The sequence below is a fragment of the Gloeocapsopsis crepidinum LEGE 06123 genome (assembly GCF_015207655.1).
In the GTDB taxonomy this organism is placed as follows: Bacteria; Cyanobacteriota; Cyanobacteriia; order Cyanobacteriales; family Chroococcidiopsidaceae; genus Gloeocapsopsis; species Gloeocapsopsis crepidinum.
In genome coordinates this window covers 41,083-59,644 of sequence record NZ_JADEWN010000030.1, presented here as the reverse complement: position 1 = coordinate 59,644, position 18,562 = coordinate 41,083, and the positions used below count along the sequence as shown (strand labels likewise).

14 protein-coding genes are annotated in these 18,562 nt (G+C 43.1%); 9 read left to right on the top strand and 5 right to left on the bottom strand.

The genetic code is table 11. From position 1 onward, the window contains the following. Positions 1 to 114: 114 nt before the first annotated feature. Complete coding sequence (locus IQ230_RS13425) at positions 115 to 624, bottom strand: Uma2 family endonuclease (protein WP_193932477.1); 510 nt, start codon at positions 622 to 624, stop codon at positions 115 to 117. Between the two features lie 233 nt (positions 625 to 857). On the opposite strand from IQ230_RS13425, the gene IQ230_RS13420 reads away from it, so the two are divergent. Together IQ230_RS13420 and IQ230_RS13415 are read left to right on the top strand one after the other, a co-directional pair. After that, entirely contained in the window at positions 858 to 1,382 is a 525-nt protein-coding gene (locus IQ230_RS13420; protein ID WP_193932482.1) for a J domain-containing protein, read from the top strand. Positions 1,383 to 1,389: 7 nt separating this feature from the next. Next, a complete protein-coding gene (locus IQ230_RS13415; RefSeq protein ID WP_193932476.1) occupies positions 1,390 to 1,662 on the top strand; it encodes a DUF3143 domain-containing protein in 273 nt (90 codons plus the stop codon). Between the two features lie 195 nt (positions 1,663 to 1,857). Here IQ230_RS13415 and IQ230_RS13410 read toward each other — a convergent pair whose 3' ends face one another. The 3 genes from IQ230_RS13410 to lysA form a co-directional block, all read right to left on the bottom strand. After that, the gene (locus tag IQ230_RS13410) at positions 1,858 to 2,607 is read right to left on the bottom strand and encodes an isoprenyl transferase (RefSeq protein ID WP_193932475.1); all 750 of its coding nucleotides are present in this window, start codon (positions 2,605 to 2,607) and stop codon (positions 1,858 to 1,860) included. Then, positions 2,604 to 3,533 (bottom strand): diadenylate cyclase CdaA, encoded by a 930-nt coding sequence (gene cdaA / locus IQ230_RS13405; protein WP_193932474.1) that lies wholly within the window; start codon positions 3,531 to 3,533, stop codon positions 2,604 to 2,606. The genes IQ230_RS13410 and cdaA overlap by 4 nt, the downstream gene beginning before the upstream one ends. A gap of 270 nt (positions 3,534 to 3,803) precedes the next feature. Next, complete coding sequence (gene lysA / locus IQ230_RS13400; RefSeq protein WP_193932473.1) at positions 3,804 to 5,210, bottom strand: diaminopimelate decarboxylase; 1,407 nt, start codon at positions 5,208 to 5,210, stop codon at positions 3,804 to 3,806. A 64-nt stretch (positions 5,211 to 5,274) separates the two neighbouring features. Here lysA and rimI point away from each other — a divergent pair, with 64 nt between their 5' ends. The 7 genes from rimI to IQ230_RS13365 all read left to right on the top strand — a co-directional run bounded on the left by rimI (position 5,275) and on the right by IQ230_RS13365 (position 17,341). After that, a complete protein-coding gene (gene rimI / locus IQ230_RS13395; protein WP_193932472.1) occupies positions 5,275 to 5,859 on the top strand; it encodes a ribosomal protein S18-alanine N-acetyltransferase in 585 nt (194 codons plus the stop codon). Between the two features lie 312 nt (positions 5,860 to 6,171). After that, complete coding sequence (locus IQ230_RS13390) at positions 6,172 to 8,649, top strand: ATP-dependent Clp protease ATP-binding subunit (RefSeq protein ID WP_193932471.1); 2,478 nt, start codon at positions 6,172 to 6,174, stop codon at positions 8,647 to 8,649. Between the two features lie 230 nt (positions 8,650 to 8,879). After that, positions 8,880 to 9,683 (top strand): alpha/beta fold hydrolase, encoded by an 804-nt coding sequence (locus tag IQ230_RS13385; protein ID WP_193932470.1) that lies wholly within the window; start codon positions 8,880 to 8,882, stop codon positions 9,681 to 9,683. Then, entirely contained in the window at positions 9,665 to 12,862 is a 3,198-nt protein-coding gene (locus tag IQ230_RS13380) for a response regulator (RefSeq protein ID WP_193932469.1), read from the top strand. The genes IQ230_RS13385 and IQ230_RS13380 overlap by 19 nt, the downstream gene beginning before the upstream one ends. Then, positions 12,859 to 14,943, top strand: a complete 2,085-nt coding sequence (locus IQ230_RS13375; protein WP_193932468.1) for a response regulator — start codon at positions 12,859 to 12,861, stop codon at positions 14,941 to 14,943. The genes IQ230_RS13380 and IQ230_RS13375 overlap by 4 nt, the downstream gene beginning before the upstream one ends. A gap of 6 nt (positions 14,944 to 14,949) precedes the next feature. Continuing rightward, a complete protein-coding gene (locus tag IQ230_RS13370; protein WP_193932467.1) occupies positions 14,950 to 15,423 on the top strand; it encodes a response regulator in 474 nt (157 codons plus the stop codon). Next, a complete protein-coding gene (locus IQ230_RS13365) occupies positions 15,413 to 17,341 on the top strand; it encodes a hybrid sensor histidine kinase/response regulator (RefSeq protein WP_193932466.1) in 1,929 nt (642 codons plus the stop codon). The genes IQ230_RS13370 and IQ230_RS13365 overlap by 11 nt, the downstream gene beginning before the upstream one ends. Here IQ230_RS13365 and IQ230_RS13360 read toward each other — a convergent pair. Next, positions 17,338 to 18,324, bottom strand: coding sequence for an aspartate carbamoyltransferase catalytic subunit (locus tag IQ230_RS13360; RefSeq protein ID WP_193932465.1), 987 nt, complete (start codon positions 18,322 to 18,324; stop codon positions 17,338 to 17,340). The genes IQ230_RS13365 and IQ230_RS13360 overlap by 4 nt on opposite strands. Between the last annotated feature and the right edge of the window lie 238 nt (positions 18,325 to 18,562).

Here is an 18,562-nt window from a genome sequence, read left to right as displayed (position 1 = left end):
CTGGTGTCGGAGACTGAGCAAAGATTATGAGGTTTTACCTGCCACTTCTGAGGCGATGATTCAAGTTGCGATGATTCGTCTTATGTTGAGACGATTGGTATAGTCTTTGACTTTTCAGACATCCTCTAAAAGTAATTGCTCTGGTTTGTCAAAAACTATTGGTTGCTGCTTTGGCAGGAAAACAAAAACGGTTTGCTCATCAGGATCAATCAACCAATCCATCTCAGTTCCATAATCAAGGCAGTGCAAAATATTTTTAGTGACTTTCGTTTGGCTTTGCTCAGGTGATAAAATTTCAATTGTCCAGTCAGGAGCGCTCAAAAAGGTATTAGCAACCTCACCATTTTGGTCACGGGGAATTCTCTGCGAAGTAAACACAGCTATATCTGGCACAATCGAGCGTCCACCAAATGTACAACGTAGCTCTGAAAATGCTCGTGCGACTTGTCGAGGTTTGAGAATTACATTGATAGTAGTAGAAAACTCGGTTTGGATTGTGCTGTGCTTCCCTTGCGGCATTGGTTTCTGGATAATTTGACCATCAATGTATTCGCTAGCTGGCTCAGTTTCTGGTAGATTCAGAAATTCTTCTATGGTGATGCGTTTAGATGAAGTTTGTACCATTAGGCATTCCTTAGAAAAAGAGTTTAATGGATCTTGGCTCAATTCTATAAAACTTATCAGGCAAGAAACTTCTCAGGGCATTCAGTGGTAGCAGACATCATCCGATTTCAAACTTACTCATCTTTAACTCAAAATTCATCCTTCATAACTCTGCGCAGCGGTAAATCTAGTTTTAAAATAGACAAGAAGTATTGTGAGTGCTGACTTAAACTGCTGTGAGTCAAGATCAAGCAATGTCACAACAGGAGCGCGATCGCACATCCGTCCATCAAAACAGCTACTATGCGTTGCTGGGACTTCACCCTTCAGCATCCCCGATCGAAATTCGCCGTGCCTATCGGGAACTCAGTAAACGTTATCATCCTGATACCACAGATTTACCAAAAGCAAATGCTACGGCTAAGTTTCAGCAACTTAATGAAGCTTATGCTACGCTCAGTAGTCCAGAACGGCGATCGCAATACGACTTAAAAATCGGCTATTCACGAGTTGCTGTGATTCAAGTTCCGGTAGATCTCAATCGCCCTGCATCTAATCCTACTTGGCAATCGCGCTCAGCATACCTCGATCCTACAGATCGCCCTCTGTCATCTGGAGAAATTTTCGCTTTATTTTTGCTACTGTTAACTTTTGTCTGTTGTGTCATATTAGCAATTACAGTTGCGCTCACTCGTGGAGACACATTTCAGCCAACAACTAGCCTACAGCCACCAATCGTAGTGCAACAGATCGTTAAACTTCCCAACCTATTAATCTAAAACTTCTATGTCTCTTCCTTCAGCTGATACACCGCTATATAACCATGCCCTCCCGAACATTGAAGAATGGTTAAGAAACCAAGGTTGCCAACAAGATAGCGAGCAACTTCACTGTTGGTATTTACAAGGTTCTGATTGGGAAGCAGAGCTATTTCTTGATGTCGATCAACTCACAGTGCGTTACACAAAAGTTGGCACAACATCACAAGATATCCTCCGCTCGTTCAAATACTCTTTGAGTCGTGAAGATGTCGAGCAAGCTGTCTTTTCTGGACCTTAACTAGGGGTGAGGAGTGAGGGGCGAGGGGCGAGTGAAAGAGTTTTGGAAAGCGAAGAAAGGTGCCCGAGGCATTTATTAAAAGAATTTTCTTAACTCAACACTTCACGACTCTCTTAAACTCACCCCTCACCCCTCAACGCCACTTGCTACAACGGGGGACACCCCCTCAACGCAGTGGCTCCCCCTCACCCCTTCTTACACTTTTCCAAATCGTCTTTCACGCTTTTGGTAAGAGCATAATGCCCTGTGAAACTCAGCACGGTCAAAATCAGGCCATAGCGTTTCAGTAATGTAAATTTCGGCATAAGCCATTTGCCACAGTAGAAAGTTACTAATTCGCATTTCGCCACTGGTACGAATTAATAAATCGGGATCGCAAATTCCAGCAGTATATAAATGACGTTCAAATAATGCCTCATCAATATCATCAGGTTGTAGTAAGCCTTGCTGCACCTGATGCGCGATCGCCCGACAAGCATCTAAAATCTCTTGTCGTCCGCCGTAATTTGTTGCCACAGTAAACTGAATTCCCCGATTGTGTTGAGTTTGGTCAACAGCCCGCGTAATTTCTGCTTGCAGCGATCGCGGTAGCGCACTCAAGTTCCCAACAAACTGAATGCGGACATCTTCCTCCATCATCTCGCGCAATTCTTTACGCAACACCCGCTCAAACAATGTCATTAAAAAATCAACTTCTTCTAACGGTCTTCCCCAATTCTCTGTAGAAAAAGCATATGCTGTCAGGGCTGATACTCCCCAATCTCGACAACAACGCAGTAAATCTTTCAGCACATCTACGCCTTGTTTATGACCCATAATTCGGGGTAGCCCCCGACGCTTAGCCCAGCGACCATTTCCATCCATGATTACCGCCACATGCTTAGGCAGGCGTTCTTGTTTTAAATCGGGGGGCAAATCTTGTAACACGATTGGCTTTGCAGTCATTTTTTGTTTCGATGAGAAGCTGATGATGATACACCCAGTAAACGCGATACTAATGCCTTGCCTTGGTGACTAACTTGGCGAACCCAACTTAGCACACTAGGAGCAACAGTTTCACGCTCTACAGGCGGGGAAAACTTAGCTTCTAATAATTCTTTCAGTTTACTGCTGGTGAGTGGTCTATTGAGTACTCCCTTTTCAGCAAAAGAAATCGAACCTGTTTCTTCAGAAACAACGACACAAATAGAATTATCTGGAACACGCTCAGTGATGCCCATTGCTGCACGATGGCGAGTACCCAGTTGGCGTGAAGCAGTGCGTTTTGTCAGTGGTAAAATGACCGCAGCAGCAACCAGCCGCGAACCACGAATTAAAGCAGCCCCATCATGAAGAGGAGTTTTTGGGTGAAAGATTGTTTGGATGAGTTCCTTAGAGACCTCCGCATTTAGCTGTACGCCGGATGAATTGAAATCTCCTTCATCAATCGGACCATTAGTTTCTAAAACAATTAGTGCGCCAATTCTGTTTTGTGAAAGTTCCTTAACTGCCTCAACAATTTCATCAATTACACTATCTGGCTTAGAAATAGTCCGGCGCGATGGCTGCCATAAATGTCCCAATTCACCCCGCCCTAGCTGTTCCAAAAAACGGCGCAAGTCTGATTGGTAAGCAACAGCGATCGCTACTGCACAACCAATCACTAGCTTTTCCAGCACAAAATTGAGCAGCCGTAACTCTAATCTGCCACTCACTACAGATGCCAGCATGAGTACAATAAATCCTCGCACCATCCACAGCGTCCGGCGCTCGCCAATGATCACTAGCACCATGTAAGTCAACCCCAGCACCAGCCCCAGATCAATTATGTGAAGCAACACTGACTGCGTCCAGCCAAGGTCGATCAGCCATTGCTTCCACAAATCTCTCATGATCAGGGTTCAGGGGTTAGGGGTTATATCGTGTCTGGTTAGAGACTTATCATTTAGGCAGCTTCTTGTGCAGGAAAGCCAGTTGCGTGTGGGGATCTTTCTTACCGTAAACTGGCGTGGGCGGAGGAGAAAGGTTTTTGTTTTTTTTATATAGATTCGAGCATCAGAACTAACGATTCAGATTTGATGTTAGGAGTTAGGTAAGAAAGAACAGGAAGAAAAGAGGCTATTCTATCTTCCTCGATTTCATCTTAAAAATTCCCTGAGATTTTATGTCTCACTTGATAATCTTGCAGGTAGACAGTCTTGTCGCATCAAGTCTTGATAAGTTTCACGCCGAAGAATCACATTTGCTTCTCCTGCTTTAACGACAACTGCTGCTGGTCGAGCCAAGCGATTGTAATTCGATGCCATACTGTAGTTGTATGCTCCGGTTGCCAGAACAACGAGAATGTCTCCTGGTTCAGACGGTGGTAAAGTTGCCTCTTTAATCAGAATATCGCCTGATTCGCAGTGTTTTCCAGCTATTGTGACTGTTTGTGTCGCTGGTGCAGACATTTTATTTGCTACAACTGCTCGATAAACTGATTGGTAAGTGATGGGACGCGGATTATCTGACATACCACCATCTATGGCAATGTAGGTACGAATTCCTGGAACGGTTTTTGACGAACCTACTGTATATGCAGTGACACACGCTGAACCAATCAGCGATCGCCCTGGTTCGCAAAGCAACTTTGGTAATGCTATTTGCTGTGTCACACAAGCATTTTGAATCGCTGTACACACCCCCTTCACCCACGCTTCAATACTAGGGGGATCGTCAGCTTCGGTATAGCGAATTCCCAAACCACCACCGACATTTAATTCTTGCATCTGTAAGCCATAGCTGCTAGCTTTATCTAACCACTGCACCATAACTCCAGCTAAATCTTGATGTGGTTGCTGCTCAAAAATCTGGGAACCAATGTGCGCGTGTAAGCCTACACAATTCAATGCAGAATGCTGACTAACAAACGCAAACACTTCATCTAATTGGTTGGGATCAAAGCCAAACTTGCTGTCTAAATGTCCTGTACGAATATATTCATGTGTATGACATTCAATTCCAGGTGTCAGTCGCAGCATTATGCGAACTGGGTCATTGGTATCACTATTACCAATTACCGATGACCAATGACCTAATGTACGCAATTCATGCCAATTATCAACGACAATCGTGCAGCCTGAATTGATCGCCAATTTTAATTCTTCTAAAGATTTATTGTTTCCGTGGAGGTAAAGTTTATCAGGGCTGACTCCTGCTTGTAAGGCGGTGTAAAGTTCGCCACCTGAGACGACATCAATGCCCAATCCTTCTTGAGAGGCGATCGCACATACCGCTAAACAACTCCAAGCTTTGGAAGCATAAAGTACTTGAGACTCTCCTGGGTAATACTTTTTAAACGCTTCGCGATACTGGCAACAAGCGTTGCGCAAAGTGTCCTCATCCAAAATATAAAGCGGCGAACCAAATTGCTCTACCAGCGTTGTAACATCACATCCCCCAATTTCTAGGCGATCGCTGCTGTTAATTCGTGCAGTCAGGGGTAAAAGTTCTTGATTAGGGGACGCGTCAGTTACCTTCGGTAAAAACTGACGACCAGATTGCACCCCTGCAGGATGAGTCGATAGCATAATTATTAAATGTTTTCCTTTTGACAGGCGTAAATAGGGTTCGTCTCCCAGTGTACAAATTGCTGTGACTTTATTAGAACTTAAATATCTCACACCAGAGCATCTGGGTGCATTGTTGGAATTAGATCAAGTCTGCTTTGGAGGTCTTTGGACTTTGGAAGCCTACCAACGAGAGTTAGATAGTCCCAACAGTGACTTAATTGGTTTAGTCAACCCATTTGCGCCTAATTCACTTTTAGGGGTGGGTTGTCTGTGGGCAATTTTAGAGGAGGCTCACATTACCATTTTGGCGGTTCATCCTCAATCCCAACGCCAAGGTTTCGGTCAAGCACTACTTTACGGTCTATTGTCAGTAGCAGAGCAACGAAATTTAGAACGCGCTACTTTAGAAGTCAGAGTTTCTAATCATGCGGCGATCGCACTGTATCAAAAATTTGGCTTCAAAACTGCCGGACGGCGTAAAGGATACTACAAAGACACTGGTGAAGATGCCTTAATTCTTTGGCATAACGGTTTAGCACAACCTGAATTTCCTCAAATTTTATCTGACTGGGAACACCAAATTCACACTCACCTCGTCCGCTTAGGCTGGGAATTACAGATTGATTTATCAGTATATTCCGCAGATCCGCCCTTGACAAAACAGTGAATTTTTGCTAAAAATTTACTCTTGGGGCTTAACGCTAAAACTGAAACAAAAATTCAGCAACAATAGCAACCAATAAAAACAAACTTCTTTCCATAACACAAGGTTCAGGATTGTAGCCAAGATATTTTGCTTTTAAATAAAATCTTTGGCTGAGCATTTTCTGAGAACCTAACGAAGGCAACAGTTGCAAAAAGTGCAAAATCCTCAAAAAGAGGAACAACCGTGCTGTAGTTTGTATCATAAGTTGACAGCCGGACCTAAAGCCTATGCTAAAATCAGCGTACCGGCACGACTCAGGTATGGAAAAACGCCATGTTTGAACGCTTCACAGAAAAAGCTATTAAAGTGATCATGCTGGCCCAGGAAGAAGCTCGCCGCCTGGGTCACAACTTCGTAGGTACAGAGCAGATCCTCCTGGGTCTGATAGGGGAAGGAACAGGCGTAGCGGCCAAAGTGCTGAAATCTATGGGCGTCAACCTCAAAGATGCTCGGATTGAAGTCGAAAAAATTATTGGTCGAGGTTCCGGCTTTGTGGCAGTGGAAATTCCGTTTACCCCACGGGCAAAGCGAGTTTTGGAACTATCCCTAGAAGAAGCACGCCAGCTAGGACATAATTATATCGGTACAGAGCACTTGCTACTAGGCTTGATCCGCGAAGGAGAAGGCGTGGCAGCAAGAGTACTAGAAAACTTAGGAGTTGATTTATCCAAAGTAAGAACTCAAGTGATTCGGATGTTAGGAGAAACCGCTGAAGTCTCAGCAGGATCTTCGCAATCCGGTCGCACAAAAACTCCAACATTGGATGAGTTTGGCTCGAACCTGACTCAAATGGCTTCAGAAGGCAAGCTCGATCCTGTTGTTGGTCGCGCTAAAGAAATTGAACGAGTTATTCAAATTTTAGGTCGCCGTACCAAAAATAATCCAGTATTAATTGGGGAACCTGGTGTAGGTAAAACTGCGATCGCTGAAGGTTTAGCATCGCGAATTGCTAATAAAGATATTCCCGATATCCTTGAAGAAAAGCGCGTTGTCACACTTGATATCGGCTTATTAGTTGCAGGCACTAAGTATCGAGGTGAATTTGAAGAGCGCCTGAAAAAAATCATGGATGAAATCCGTTCTGCAGGGAACGTGATTTTAGTGATTGACGAGGTGCATACTCTGATCGGTGCTGGTGCAGCTGAAGGTGCGATCGACGCAGCAAATATCCTCAAACCGGCTTTGGCAAGAGGAGAGTTGCAGTGTATTGGTGCGACAACACTGGATGAATACCGCAAGCACATCGAGCGCGATGCAGCACTAGAAAGAAGATTCCAACCTGTGATGGTGGGCGAACCGACTGTAGATGAAACAATAGAAATTTTGTACGGTCTACGCGAACGTTACGAACAACACCATAAGTTGAAAATCTCGGATGAAGCGCTTGTCGCAGCAGCGAAGCTTTCCGACCGTTATATTAGCGATCGCTACTTACCAGATAAAGCAATCGACTTGATTGACGAAGCTGGTTCAAGAGTACGCTTAATTAACTCACAACTTCCTCCCGCAGCAAAAGAGCTTGATAAAGAATTGCGTCAAGTCTTAAAAGAAAAAGACGATGCCGTTCGAGGACAAGACTTCGACCGCGCCGGAGAACTCCGCGATCGCGAAATGGAAATTAAAGCCGAAATTCGGGCGATCGCACAGAACAAAACAAGCAGCACCCGCGAGGGCGAGAATGATTCTCCAGTGGTGAATGAAGAAGATATTGCTCAAATTGTTGCTTCTTGGACTGGCGTACCAGTCAACAAACTGACCGAATCCGAATCTGAGAAACTGTTGCATATGGAAGATACATTGCATCAGCGACTCATCGGTCAAGAGGAAGCAGTCAGGGCAGTTTCTAAAGCAATTCGCCGTGCTAGAGTTGGCTTAAAAAACCCCAATCGTCCGATTGCTAGCTTCGTCTTCTCTGGACCTACTGGTGTTGGTAAAACTGAGTTAACTAAAGCGTTAGCAGCCTACTTCTTTGGTTCCGAGGAAGCGATGATTCGCTTGGATATGTCGGAATATATGGAACGGCATACCGTTAGTAAGCTGATCGGTTCGCCTCCAGGATATGTAGGATACAACGAAGGCGGTCAATTAACCGAAGCAGTACGTCGTAGACCTTACACAGTGGTGCTATTCGACGAAATTGAAAAGGCTCACCCTGATGTCTTCAATATGCTGCTGCAAATCCTTGAAGATGGTCGATTGACAGATGCCAAAGGTCGTACAGTGGACTTTAAGAATACACTGCTCATCCTGACTTCTAACATCGGTTCTCAGGTGATTGAAAAAGGTGGTGGTGGTTTAGGCTTTGAAGTTGCTGAAAATCGAGCCGAAGCACAATACAATCGCATTCGTTCATTGGTTAACGAAGAACTCAAGCAACGCTTCCGTCCAGAGTTCTTAAACCGCTTGGATGAAATCATTGTCTTCCGTCAATTAACTAAGGACGAGGTGAAGCAAATCTCCGATATTCTGCTCAAGGAAGTGGTTAATCGCCTAACTGAAAAGGGGATCGCGCTGGAAGTTACAGAGCGCTTTAAAGATCGTCTCGTAGAAGAAGGATACAATCCTAGCTACGGTGCAAGACCATTACGTCGGGCGATTATGCGTTTACTCGAAGACAGTTTAGCTGAAGAGATCTTATCAGGACGCGTCAAAGATGGTGATACTGCTGTCGTTGATGTTGATGACACTGGTAATGTCAAAGTACTTGCTGAACAGCGACGAGAATTATTACCTCAAGCTGTAGAGCAGTAGGTAATTCATTTGAAGCAGGTATACGTAATTATACCTAAATTTGATTGACTTATATCAACGGTAGAAAATATTAAAACTCTACCGTTTTTTATTGCGCAATTTTGCTGAGTAGTTGATAAGTTTCACAAAAATCCAAAATCTATACTTTTTTTAGCAGGTTGCTACAATTAAATTGATAATTATGTACCCCAACTGAAGTCATAATAGAAAGCGATCGCGATCGCTTTCTTATGGCAACGAGCATCTTGCAGCGGAATAATGTCAGTGTTCTGGGTAATGGTAGTCAGACATTAATATTTGCACATGGTTTTGGCACGGATCAAACTGCTTGGCGGCATCAAGTTGCAGCCTTTACCGATAACTATCGCGTTATACTTTTCGATCATGTCGGTGCGGGGAAATCAGACTTTGCCGCATACAGTCCGCACCGCTACAGTAGTTTGTATAGTTATGCTGAAGATTTACTCGATTTATGTGCTGAGTTGAAGCTGAAAGACAGCGTTTTAATTGGTCACTCAGTGAGTGGTATGGTGAGCTTGTTAGCTGCCTTGGTTGAGCCGCAATACTTCCACAAATTAATTTTTATCGGTGCATCGCCACGATACCTGAATGATGTCGATTATATAGGCGGTTTTGAGCAAGCTGATTTAGATGCACTTTATGCAGCGATGGCGGCAAACTACTACGCTTGGGCAAGTGGATTTGCGCCGCTGGCAATGGGAAATCCTGATAAACCTGAACTGGCGATCGAGTATGCAAACACCTTATCCGCAATTCGCCCTGATATCGCTCAAGCTGTAGCGCGGGTAATTTTTCAGTCAGATCACCGCGAAGAGTTACCGCGACTTAAAATACCTGTTGATATCTTACAATCAAATAATGATGTTGCTGTACCGCTAGAAGTTGGTCAGTACATGGCAAAGAAGATCGCCAATAGCACACTGACAAATATCCCAACGACAGGACATTTACCTCACATCAGCGCACCAGAAACCGTTACCCGCGCGATCGCCTCATGTCTCGCCCAGATCTAACTCTGAATCATCCTGATTGGCTACCAACATTTAGACCAATATTATTTGCTGCCATCTTTATTTTTGTTGGCTTAGGTGTAGTGCACGGATGGAATTCTTTGTTGTTAGCGCTAATTTTGTTCGCTGTATGCGTAGGTTTACCTTTGCAAGTTGAGCAAGCACTACCAATCGTTGCAGTCATTTTACTGGTTGGTATATTTTATCCAACACAGATTTTGCTTGCTATTGAATTGTGTGGTGTCGTTATCAGCAGTATTGCCTTAAATAAGTTCCTCCGAGTTATCGAGTGGCGTTTAGCAGCACAATCAGTTTTAGTGACACTGGTTAATACTGATACAGACACAACACCAAATATACTCACCAATCAAGCTTTAACACTTTTACAAAAGTTAACTCGTGCAGATGCCGCGATCGCCTTACGTCAGATTGATGATGTCACTGCCCAAACAATCGCCAGCCTACCTGAAAAAGCGCTTCCTGCTGCCCTTACTACCCCTACACTATTTACTAATGCATTAGCACAAAACCGCTGTCTCTACTACAGCAACTATCCCGCAACACCTGATGCTTCCCACATTCTACTTGCACAAGGAGCTAAGTCAGTTGCGATACTACCACTTGCGGCGTCGAATAGTACAAAAGGGGCAATTTTACTGATTTGGCATCGCTACACTTCCATTACTCCACAAATGCGGCAATTTATTGAGTTATTGTTGGGTGAGTTACGTACGTTATTACAATTTACTGATACGACTATCCGCCTTGATAAACTGCGATCGCGCTTTAGTGCAATGCTGGAAACTATTCATCAAGGAGTTGTCTTTGTTGATGAAAGTGGAGAACAAGGGTGGATTAATCAAGCGGCTGCGGTGCAACTGGGGTTACAACCTGGTGCAGTAGAACCACCCATTTTGGCGCAAGCAATGGCAAAATTACGTACTAGTGCTGATAATCAAAGCGAAATCACCGCACAAGCAGCACAATTTTTTGCTCAGCCACTGTCTTGGAAACTTCCCTCAACGGGGGGAACCCCCACACGGGAGTTTCCGCAAGCAGAAATTCGGAATTGGCATTGGATTTTTCAGGGTGAAACACCTAAAGTATTGAGTCTTTCGAGTACTACAACGCGGGTACACAATGTACCTGGTAGATTGTGGATATTAGATGATATTACTGAGCAATATCTTAGTCAAAAAATGCTTGTGCGACGTACTCAAGAGTTGTCACAAGCTAATCAGGAGTTAGAAAAGGCAAAAACAGATGCTGAAGCTGCAACTCGTGTGAAAAGTCAGTTTCTTGCGAATATGAGTCATGAAATTCGTACGCCGATGAATGCAATTGTCGGAATGACGAATTTATTATTGAGTACTCCGCTATCGCAGCAACAACAAGAATTTTTAGGAACAATTCAGACAAGTAGTGATGTTTTGTTGATGTTAATCAACGACGTTCTAGACTTATCAAAAATCGAGTCAGGTAAGCTAGAACTAGAACAGTGTGCTTTCAATTTAAGAACTTGTATTGAAGAAGCTGTAGATATTTTAGCTTTTAAAGCAGCAGAGAAAAATATTGAATTAGCTTACATTATTCATCCAGATACTCCCAATAATATCGTTGGCGATGTTACCCGATTGCGACAAATTCTCGTAAATCTATTGAGTAACTCCGTTAAATTTACATCTCAAGGAGAAGTTGTTATTTCGGTTGCAGCCCGCGCATTAGAACGTAAGAATGAATATGAAATTCAATTTGCAGTCAAAGATACAGGAATTGGTATTTCACCTGAAACTGTAGAGCGTTTATTTCAAGCTTTTAGTCAAGGTGATGCTTCGATTACACGCGAGTATGGCGGAACTGGCTTAGGTTTAGCGATCGCCAAGCAGCTATGTGAGATGATGCAAGGTCGAATCTGGGTTGAAACTCATGCACAAGGAGGTTCTACTTTCTATTTCACGATCGCCACAAAAATTGATACTAGCCTTCCCTCAGAAAGCTTATTACATTTTGGCGGAAAGCGGATGTTAATTGTGGAGGAGCATCCGATCATTCGACAATCTCTAGTTTGGCAAGCACAGTCTTGGGGTATAGATCCTTGTAGTTTAGAACCTGCAGCAGCACTTGAACAAATTCAACAAGGTGCATTGTTTGATGTAGCGATTATAGATTTACAAAGTCATCAAAGCAATGACGTCATCGCAGCAAGCCAATCTTCTCAATTACCTGTGATATTGTTAACAACGCTGAGCAGCCGAGAGACACCTTCACAGACATCTGTGTTAGATTTTATAAGCTATCTGACTAAACCAATCAAAACATCACGCTTCTACCACCTCTTGAGTCAGATTTGGAATAACTCATTAGTATTAGATACTAACAGTAATTCAGTTGATATTGACGCTACATTTGCATCAAAATTACCACTACGAATTTTGCTGGCAGAAGACAACATCGTTAACCAAAAAATCGCTTTACATATTTTGCAAGGATTAGGTTATCAAGCGGATGTTGCCAGTAATGGATTAGAAGTTTTAGATATCTTACATCGTCAAAATTATGATGTTGTGCTGATGGATTTGCAAATGCCAAAGATGGATGGTTTGACAGCAACTCATCAGATTGTTCAAGAATTTGCGAAAGATGTGCGTCCTCAAATTATTGCGATGACTGCTAATGCCATGCAGGAAGACAAAGAAGAATGTCTTAAAGCTGGTATGGATAATTACATCAGTAAGCCTATCCAAGTAGAAGAACTCACACAAGCACTTAGAGGAATTCAAAAATCGTTTGTCTCTGACTCACTCACTTTTGATCGTCAACATTCAACAGCTATTGATTTTCAAAAACTAGCTTCATTGAAGAAAATGGTAGGGGAAAATGCAGAAAAAATTGTGACTGAGTTAGCATGTTGTTATATAGATGATTCGGTACAGCTTTTACAGGAAATGACAAGTGCAGCAGATTGCCAAGACGCGATCGCACTGCGTAAATCTGCACATACACTTAAATCCAGTAGTGCTACGTTGGGTGCAATGACGCTTTCTCAACTGAGTAAAGAATTAGAAACAATGAGTACTGACGGCAATACGAGCGAGATATCATCCAAAGTGGAGCAAATTGTAGCTGAGTTTGCTAGAGTTAAAGTCGCTCTGCAAGCCGAATGTCAGCTGAGCCAAGTATGAATATTACTGATTCCGAACAAGATCCTCCTCTTGTCCTCATTGTTGATGATGAAAAATTTACACGGCTGCAACTCCGGCTAGCAATGGAACAAGTCGGCTACCGCGTTGTCGAGACCAGTGATGGCGAACAAGCATTATTTGCTTATACTCAGATGCAACCAGACATCGTGCTACTTGATGCATTAATGCCAAAGATGGATGGGTTTACTTGTAGCAGACGGCTACAAACGCTTCCTGGTGGCGATCGCACGCCAATCTTGATGATTACCGCCCTAGAAGATCAAGATTCAGTTGATCGTGCTTTTGCATCTGGCGCTACAGACTATATCACAAAACCTATTCACTGGGCAGTCCTTCGCCAACGCGTGTATCGTTTATTACAATCAAGTCAGGCAACTGAAAAACTCCGCCAGCAGACAGAACGCGCCAGAGTAAGTGAAGCAAGACTGCGTTTAGCTTTAGATGCAGCGCATATGGGATCTTGGGATTGGGATTTACTCGATAACAAAATTACCTATTCTGCTACTGCAGCAGCTAATATTGGAATTGCGGAAAACGAGGTCATTGATACTTACGAAAGTTTTACACAAAGCGTTCATCCTGAAGATCGCCAAGTCGTAGAACAAATCATCAGTGTTGCGATCGCACAGCAAACTGACTACAACGTTGAATTTCGCGTAATTTGGGCAGATGGCAGTATTCATTGGATTGCAGCAAGAGGTCAAGTTTATTGCAACGAGACAGGTACAGCAATTCGGATGACTGGTATTAATATGGATATTACCGACCGCAAGCACTCTGAAGCCGAATTACAGCGGCAAACCTTGCGATCGCAGCTATTTGCAGACATCACCTTTAAAATTCGTCGTTCGCTGCATATCGAAGAAATTCTCCAAACGACTGTAACTGAAGTTCAAAAATTATTGCAGTGCGATCGCGCAGTATTATTTCAACTGTTGTCTAATGGTTCGGGTAAAGTTGTTAAAGAACAAGTTGTGCCAGGATATGCCTCGATTGTTGGACGCAACCTCCACGATCCTTGTTTTCATCAGAAGTTTCTTAACAAATATATTCAAGGGCATATTAGTTACGCTACAGACATTTACAACTCAAATCTGCAACAGTGCTACATCGACTTTTTGCAGCAATTTCAAGTTGTCGCCAACTTAGTTGTTCCAATTTTTGTTAAGGAAAAACTCTGGGGTTTACTCATTGCACATCAGTGTAACGCTCCTCGACAATGGAGTCACTTTGAAATTGAACTGCTACAACAACTCAGCGATCAAATTGGCATCGCTTTAGCGCAAGCACAACTATTGGAAGATGAAACTCGGCAACGTCAAGAACTGACTCGCGCCAATGCAGAATTACAACAGTTTGCTTCGATCGCCTCCCATGATTTGCAAGAACCGTTACGCAAAATTCAAGCTTTTGGTAATCGATTGAAAGCAATGTATGGTGACGTACTCAATGAACAAGGACGTGATTATTTAGAGAGAATGCAAAACGCTGCACAGCGGATGCAAGTCTTAATCGATGACTTACTGACACTTTCGCGAATTGCCACAAAGGCACAGCCGTTTGCACCTGTTAATCTCACTCAAGTAGCACAAGAAGTTTTATCTGATCTAGAAATACTTATCCAGCAAACCGATGGGCGCGTCATGCTATGTGAATTACCAACAATTGATGCTGACGCAATCCAAATGCGGCAATTATTACAAAACTTAATTGGTAATGCTTTAAAGTTTCATCAGCAACAAGTGCCAATTGTTAAGATTTACAGCAAGATACTTGAAGATTGGCAAAGCCACAACAGTGAAGAATCTCTAGATGCCCAGCTTTGTGAAATTATTATAGAAGATAACGGTATAGGGTTTGACGAAAAATACCTCGATCGCATCTTTAACGTTTTCCAACGATTACATAATCGTACCCAATATGAAGGAACAGGCATGGGTTTAGCGATCTGCCGTAAAATCGCCGAACGTCATGGTGGTAGCATAACAGCAACAAGTAAGCCTATGGAAGGAGCAAAATTTATCGTCAAGCTACCAATCAAACATAATAGAGGAGATTGAACATCAGTGAGGAGGCGTCGCACAACCGTCACAATTTTAATGGCTGACGATGATGAGGATGACTGTATGCTTGCACGCGAAGCGTTTTCAGAAAGTCGTTTGGCAAACGATCTGCACTTTGTTCACGATGGCGAAGAACTAATGGATTATTTGTACCAACGCGGCAAATATACTGCAGCTACCATTGCGCCCCGTCCAGGGTTAATTCTACTTGACTTGAATATGCCAAGAAAAGACGGTCGTGAAGCATTAAAAGAAATCAAAGCTGACCCTAATTTACGTCAAATTCCTGTGGTTGTCTTGACCACATCAAAAGCTGAAGAAGATATTTATCGTAGCTACGATCTTGGTGCAAACTCATTTATTACTAAACCAGTCACGTTTGCTTCGTTAGTCGAGGTCATGCGAACTATAGGTAAATATTGGTTTGAAATTGTGGAATTGCCTATAGAAGGTGTGGGAGATCGGCATGGACTTTAACAAAATCAGGGTACTCCTAGTTGATGATGATGAAGATGATTATGTCCTCACGCGCGATTGGTTTTTGGAACAAGGCAATAGCTTTGAACTAGAATGGGTAGCAAATTATGATGCTGCGCTAACAGCGATCGCACTTCGGCAGCACGATGTCTATCTCCTCGATTATCGTTTAGGCGATCGCAATGGCTTAGAACTTTTGCGCGAAGCTATGTTACGGGGCTGTACTGCACCAATGATCTTGCTGACTGGGCAAGGCGATCGCGAGATTGATATTGAAGCCATGAAAGCAGGTGCAGCAGATTATCTCGAAAAAGGTCAAATCACTGCCTATGCTTTAGCGCGTTCAATTCGCTACGCACTAGAACGAAAACGCACCGAACAAAAAATCCGCGAACAAGCCGCTTTACTCGATGTCGCTACCGATGCTATTAGTGTCCAAGCTTTAGATAGCACAATTTTATTCTGGAACAAAGGCGCACAAAGCTTATACGGCTGGACAGCCGCAGCAGCGTTAGGCAAAAAAGCAAGCGAACTGTTGTATTTAGATGTTCCGGCACAACTGACAGCAGCACAAAAAATCGTCCTTGCCCAAGGGGAATGGCGCGGACAGTTATCTCAAGTCACTAAAGTTGGTGCAGATGTCATTGTTGAAAGCCGTTGGACACTCGTCCGCAACGAACAAGGGCAACCTAAATCAATCTTGGTTGTTAATACTGATATCACCGAAAAAAAACAGCTAGAAGCTCAATTTTTGCGTGCCCAACGCATGGAAAGTCTCGGTACGCTCGCTAGTGGCATTGCACACGATCTCAATAATATCCTCGCACCAATTTTAATGACTGCTCAACTTCTAGAAACACAAGTTCATGACGAACGCAGTCAACGGTTATTGCCGATCTTAATCGCGAATGCTAAACGCGGTGCAGCACTAGTCAAACAAGTGCTATCTTTTGCTAAAGGACTGGAGGGTAAACGCAGCATCTTACAACTGCGACACATTATCTCAGAAATTAAGCAGATTACAAAGGAAACTTTTCCCAAGTCAATTGAAATCTGCATTGACGTTCCGCAAACACTCTGGACGATTTCTGGTGATGCGACACAACTACATCAAATATTAATGAACCTGTGTGTTAATGCCCGCGATGCGATGCTAGAAGGTGGCACTTTGACGATTTCGGCAGAAAATTTGGAAGTCGATCAAAGCTATGTACGCAAACATCTTGATGCTAAAGTGGGTTCTTATGTTGTGCTGAGTGTTGCAGATACAGGTTGTGGAATTCCACCAGAAGTTATGGATCGCATTTTTGAGCCATTTTTTACAACTAAAGGAATTGGTAAAGGTACAGGGCTTGGTCTTTCTACAGTGATTGGCATTGTCAAAAGTCATGGCGGTTTTGTGAATGTGGAAAGTGAAATTGGCAAAGGTACTCAATTTAAGATTTATTTACCAGCAGTAGAAGCAGTAGAAACGCTTGAAGTAGAAGATTTGGAACTGCCTCAAGGGCATGGTGAATTAATCTTAGTAGTTGATGATGAAGCACCGATCCGAGAAACAACCAAAACCTCGCTAGAAACTTATAATTATCGTGCTGTCACTGCAAGTAATGGTATTGAAGCTGTCGCTTTATATGCAGAATATCGCGATGAAGTGAGTCTCGTAATTACTGATATGTTAATGCCAGCGATGGATGGCCCAACAACAATCCGCACGCTAAAAAAAATGAATCCGATGGTAAAAGTGATTGCAGTAAGTGGATTAGCGTCTAAAGATAAAATGAATACAGTTGCGGCGGCTGGAGTAAAAAGTTTCTTGTCTAAACCCTTTACGACACAAGAATTACTTCAGACAATCGATGGAATTTTGCATCCCAATAAGCAGATCCCTAGTACAAAACAATTACATACGCTATTTTAAGCTTTACTACTGCCCATCAAATACAACAGCGCCATCCGCACAGCAACACCACTTGTGACCTGTGCTTGAATTAAGCTAAATTGCGGATCGTCCATTAAATCAGAACTAATTTCCACACCGCGATTCACTGGACCTGGATGCAGTACCTTAACATCAGGTTGACAAATTCGCAGGCGATCGCGTGTAATGCCAAATCGCTGATGATATTCGCGCAAACTCGGTAAAAGATGCTGTGTCATGCGTTCTTTTTGTAACCGCAGTGTCATGACAAAATCAGCATTTTCCAGTGCAGGTTCTACTTGCCAATGTAAAAACAGCTTACCAGGAGCGTTGGTAGTGAAATCTGCAAACAACTGCGGTAACAATGTTGGTGGCGCAGCTAAGTGAACTTCTGCACCACTAGCTGTTAAACTCCAAATATTTGATCTGGCGACTCGTGAATGTAAAATATCACCAACAATTGCTATTTTTTTGTCTTTTAACAGTTCCAATCGAGGACGATCGCTATCAATTAGTGTACATGTTGTAAATAAATCAAGTAATGCTTGGGATGGGTGTTCGTGTTGACCATCACCCGCGTTTAATACTCCGACTCTGACTCCTAGCCGATCCATTTCATCCGCGATCGCCTGGGGAACTCCAGCTTCGCGATGGCGAATTACCATCATATCGGTTCCCATTGCCAAATACGTTTTTGCGGTATCCAAAATTGTCTCGCCTTTAGTTAACGATGATGTAGAAGCTGCAAAATTAAGTGTATCTGCGGATAATCGTTTTGCTGCAAGTTCAAAGCTACTGCGAGTCCGTGTCGATGGTTCAAAAAATAAGTTAGCAACCACTTGTCCTTGCAATGTCGGTACTTTCTTCGTCCGTCGTGATAATACCTCACGAAAGCTTGCTGCCGTTTGTAAGACAGTATCGTACTCTTCAGGAGTGAAATCTGCGAGAGAAAGAACGTGATGACGATTCCAAGTACTAGCCATAAGAGAGGTCGGAGGTCAGAGGTTTGTGTGGGTATCGTATCAAATATTGAAAGAACTTCTGGACATTCAATTCAATAGACCTCCTGCATGAATCGAAAAACTACCCTTGTCATTCTGAACGAAATCTTAGTGGAGTGTTCGCGTTCACGTAGCTTTGCCGCAGGCTAGGCTAGAATCTCAAGAGATGTTTCGCTTCGATCAACATGACGTTTCAGGTATTTACGCAGGAAGTCTAATA

Excerpts from the sequence above, each read along its gene's own strand:
- IQ230_RS13425 (WP_193932477.1), bottom strand. The coding sequence starts at position 624 with ATGGTACAAACTTCATCTAAACGCATCACCATAGAAGAATTTCTGAAT.
- IQ230_RS13420 (WP_193932482.1), top strand. The coding sequence starts at position 858 with ATGTCACAACAGGAGCGCGATCGCACATCCGTCCATCAAAACAGCTAC.
- IQ230_RS13415 (WP_193932476.1), top strand. The coding sequence starts at position 1,390 with ATGTCTCTTCCTTCAGCTGATACACCGCTATATAACCATGCCCTCCCG.
- IQ230_RS13410 (WP_193932475.1), bottom strand. The coding sequence starts at position 2,607 with ATGACTGCAAAGCCAATCGTGTTACAAGATTTGCCCCCCGATTTAAAA.
- cdaA (WP_193932474.1), bottom strand. The coding sequence starts at position 3,533 with ATGAGAGATTTGTGGAAGCAATGGCTGATCGACCTTGGCTGGACGCAG.
- lysA (WP_193932473.1), bottom strand. The coding sequence starts at position 5,210 with ATGCTATCGACTCATCCTGCAGGGGTGCAATCTGGTCGTCAGTTTTTA.
- IQ230_RS13390 (WP_193932471.1), top strand. The coding sequence starts at position 6,172 with ATGTTTGAACGCTTCACAGAAAAAGCTATTAAAGTGATCATGCTGGCC.
- IQ230_RS13385 (WP_193932470.1), top strand. The coding sequence starts at position 8,880 with ATGGCAACGAGCATCTTGCAGCGGAATAATGTCAGTGTTCTGGGTAAT.
- IQ230_RS13380 (WP_193932469.1), top strand. The coding sequence starts at position 9,665 with ATGTCTCGCCCAGATCTAACTCTGAATCATCCTGATTGGCTACCAACA.
- IQ230_RS13375 (WP_193932468.1), top strand. The coding sequence starts at position 12,859 with ATGAATATTACTGATTCCGAACAAGATCCTCCTCTTGTCCTCATTGTT.
- IQ230_RS13365 (WP_193932466.1), top strand. The coding sequence starts at position 15,413 with ATGGACTTTAACAAAATCAGGGTACTCCTAGTTGATGATGATGAAGAT.
- IQ230_RS13360 (WP_193932465.1), bottom strand. The coding sequence starts at position 18,324 with ATGGCTAGTACTTGGAATCGTCATCACGTTCTTTCTCTCGCAGATTTC.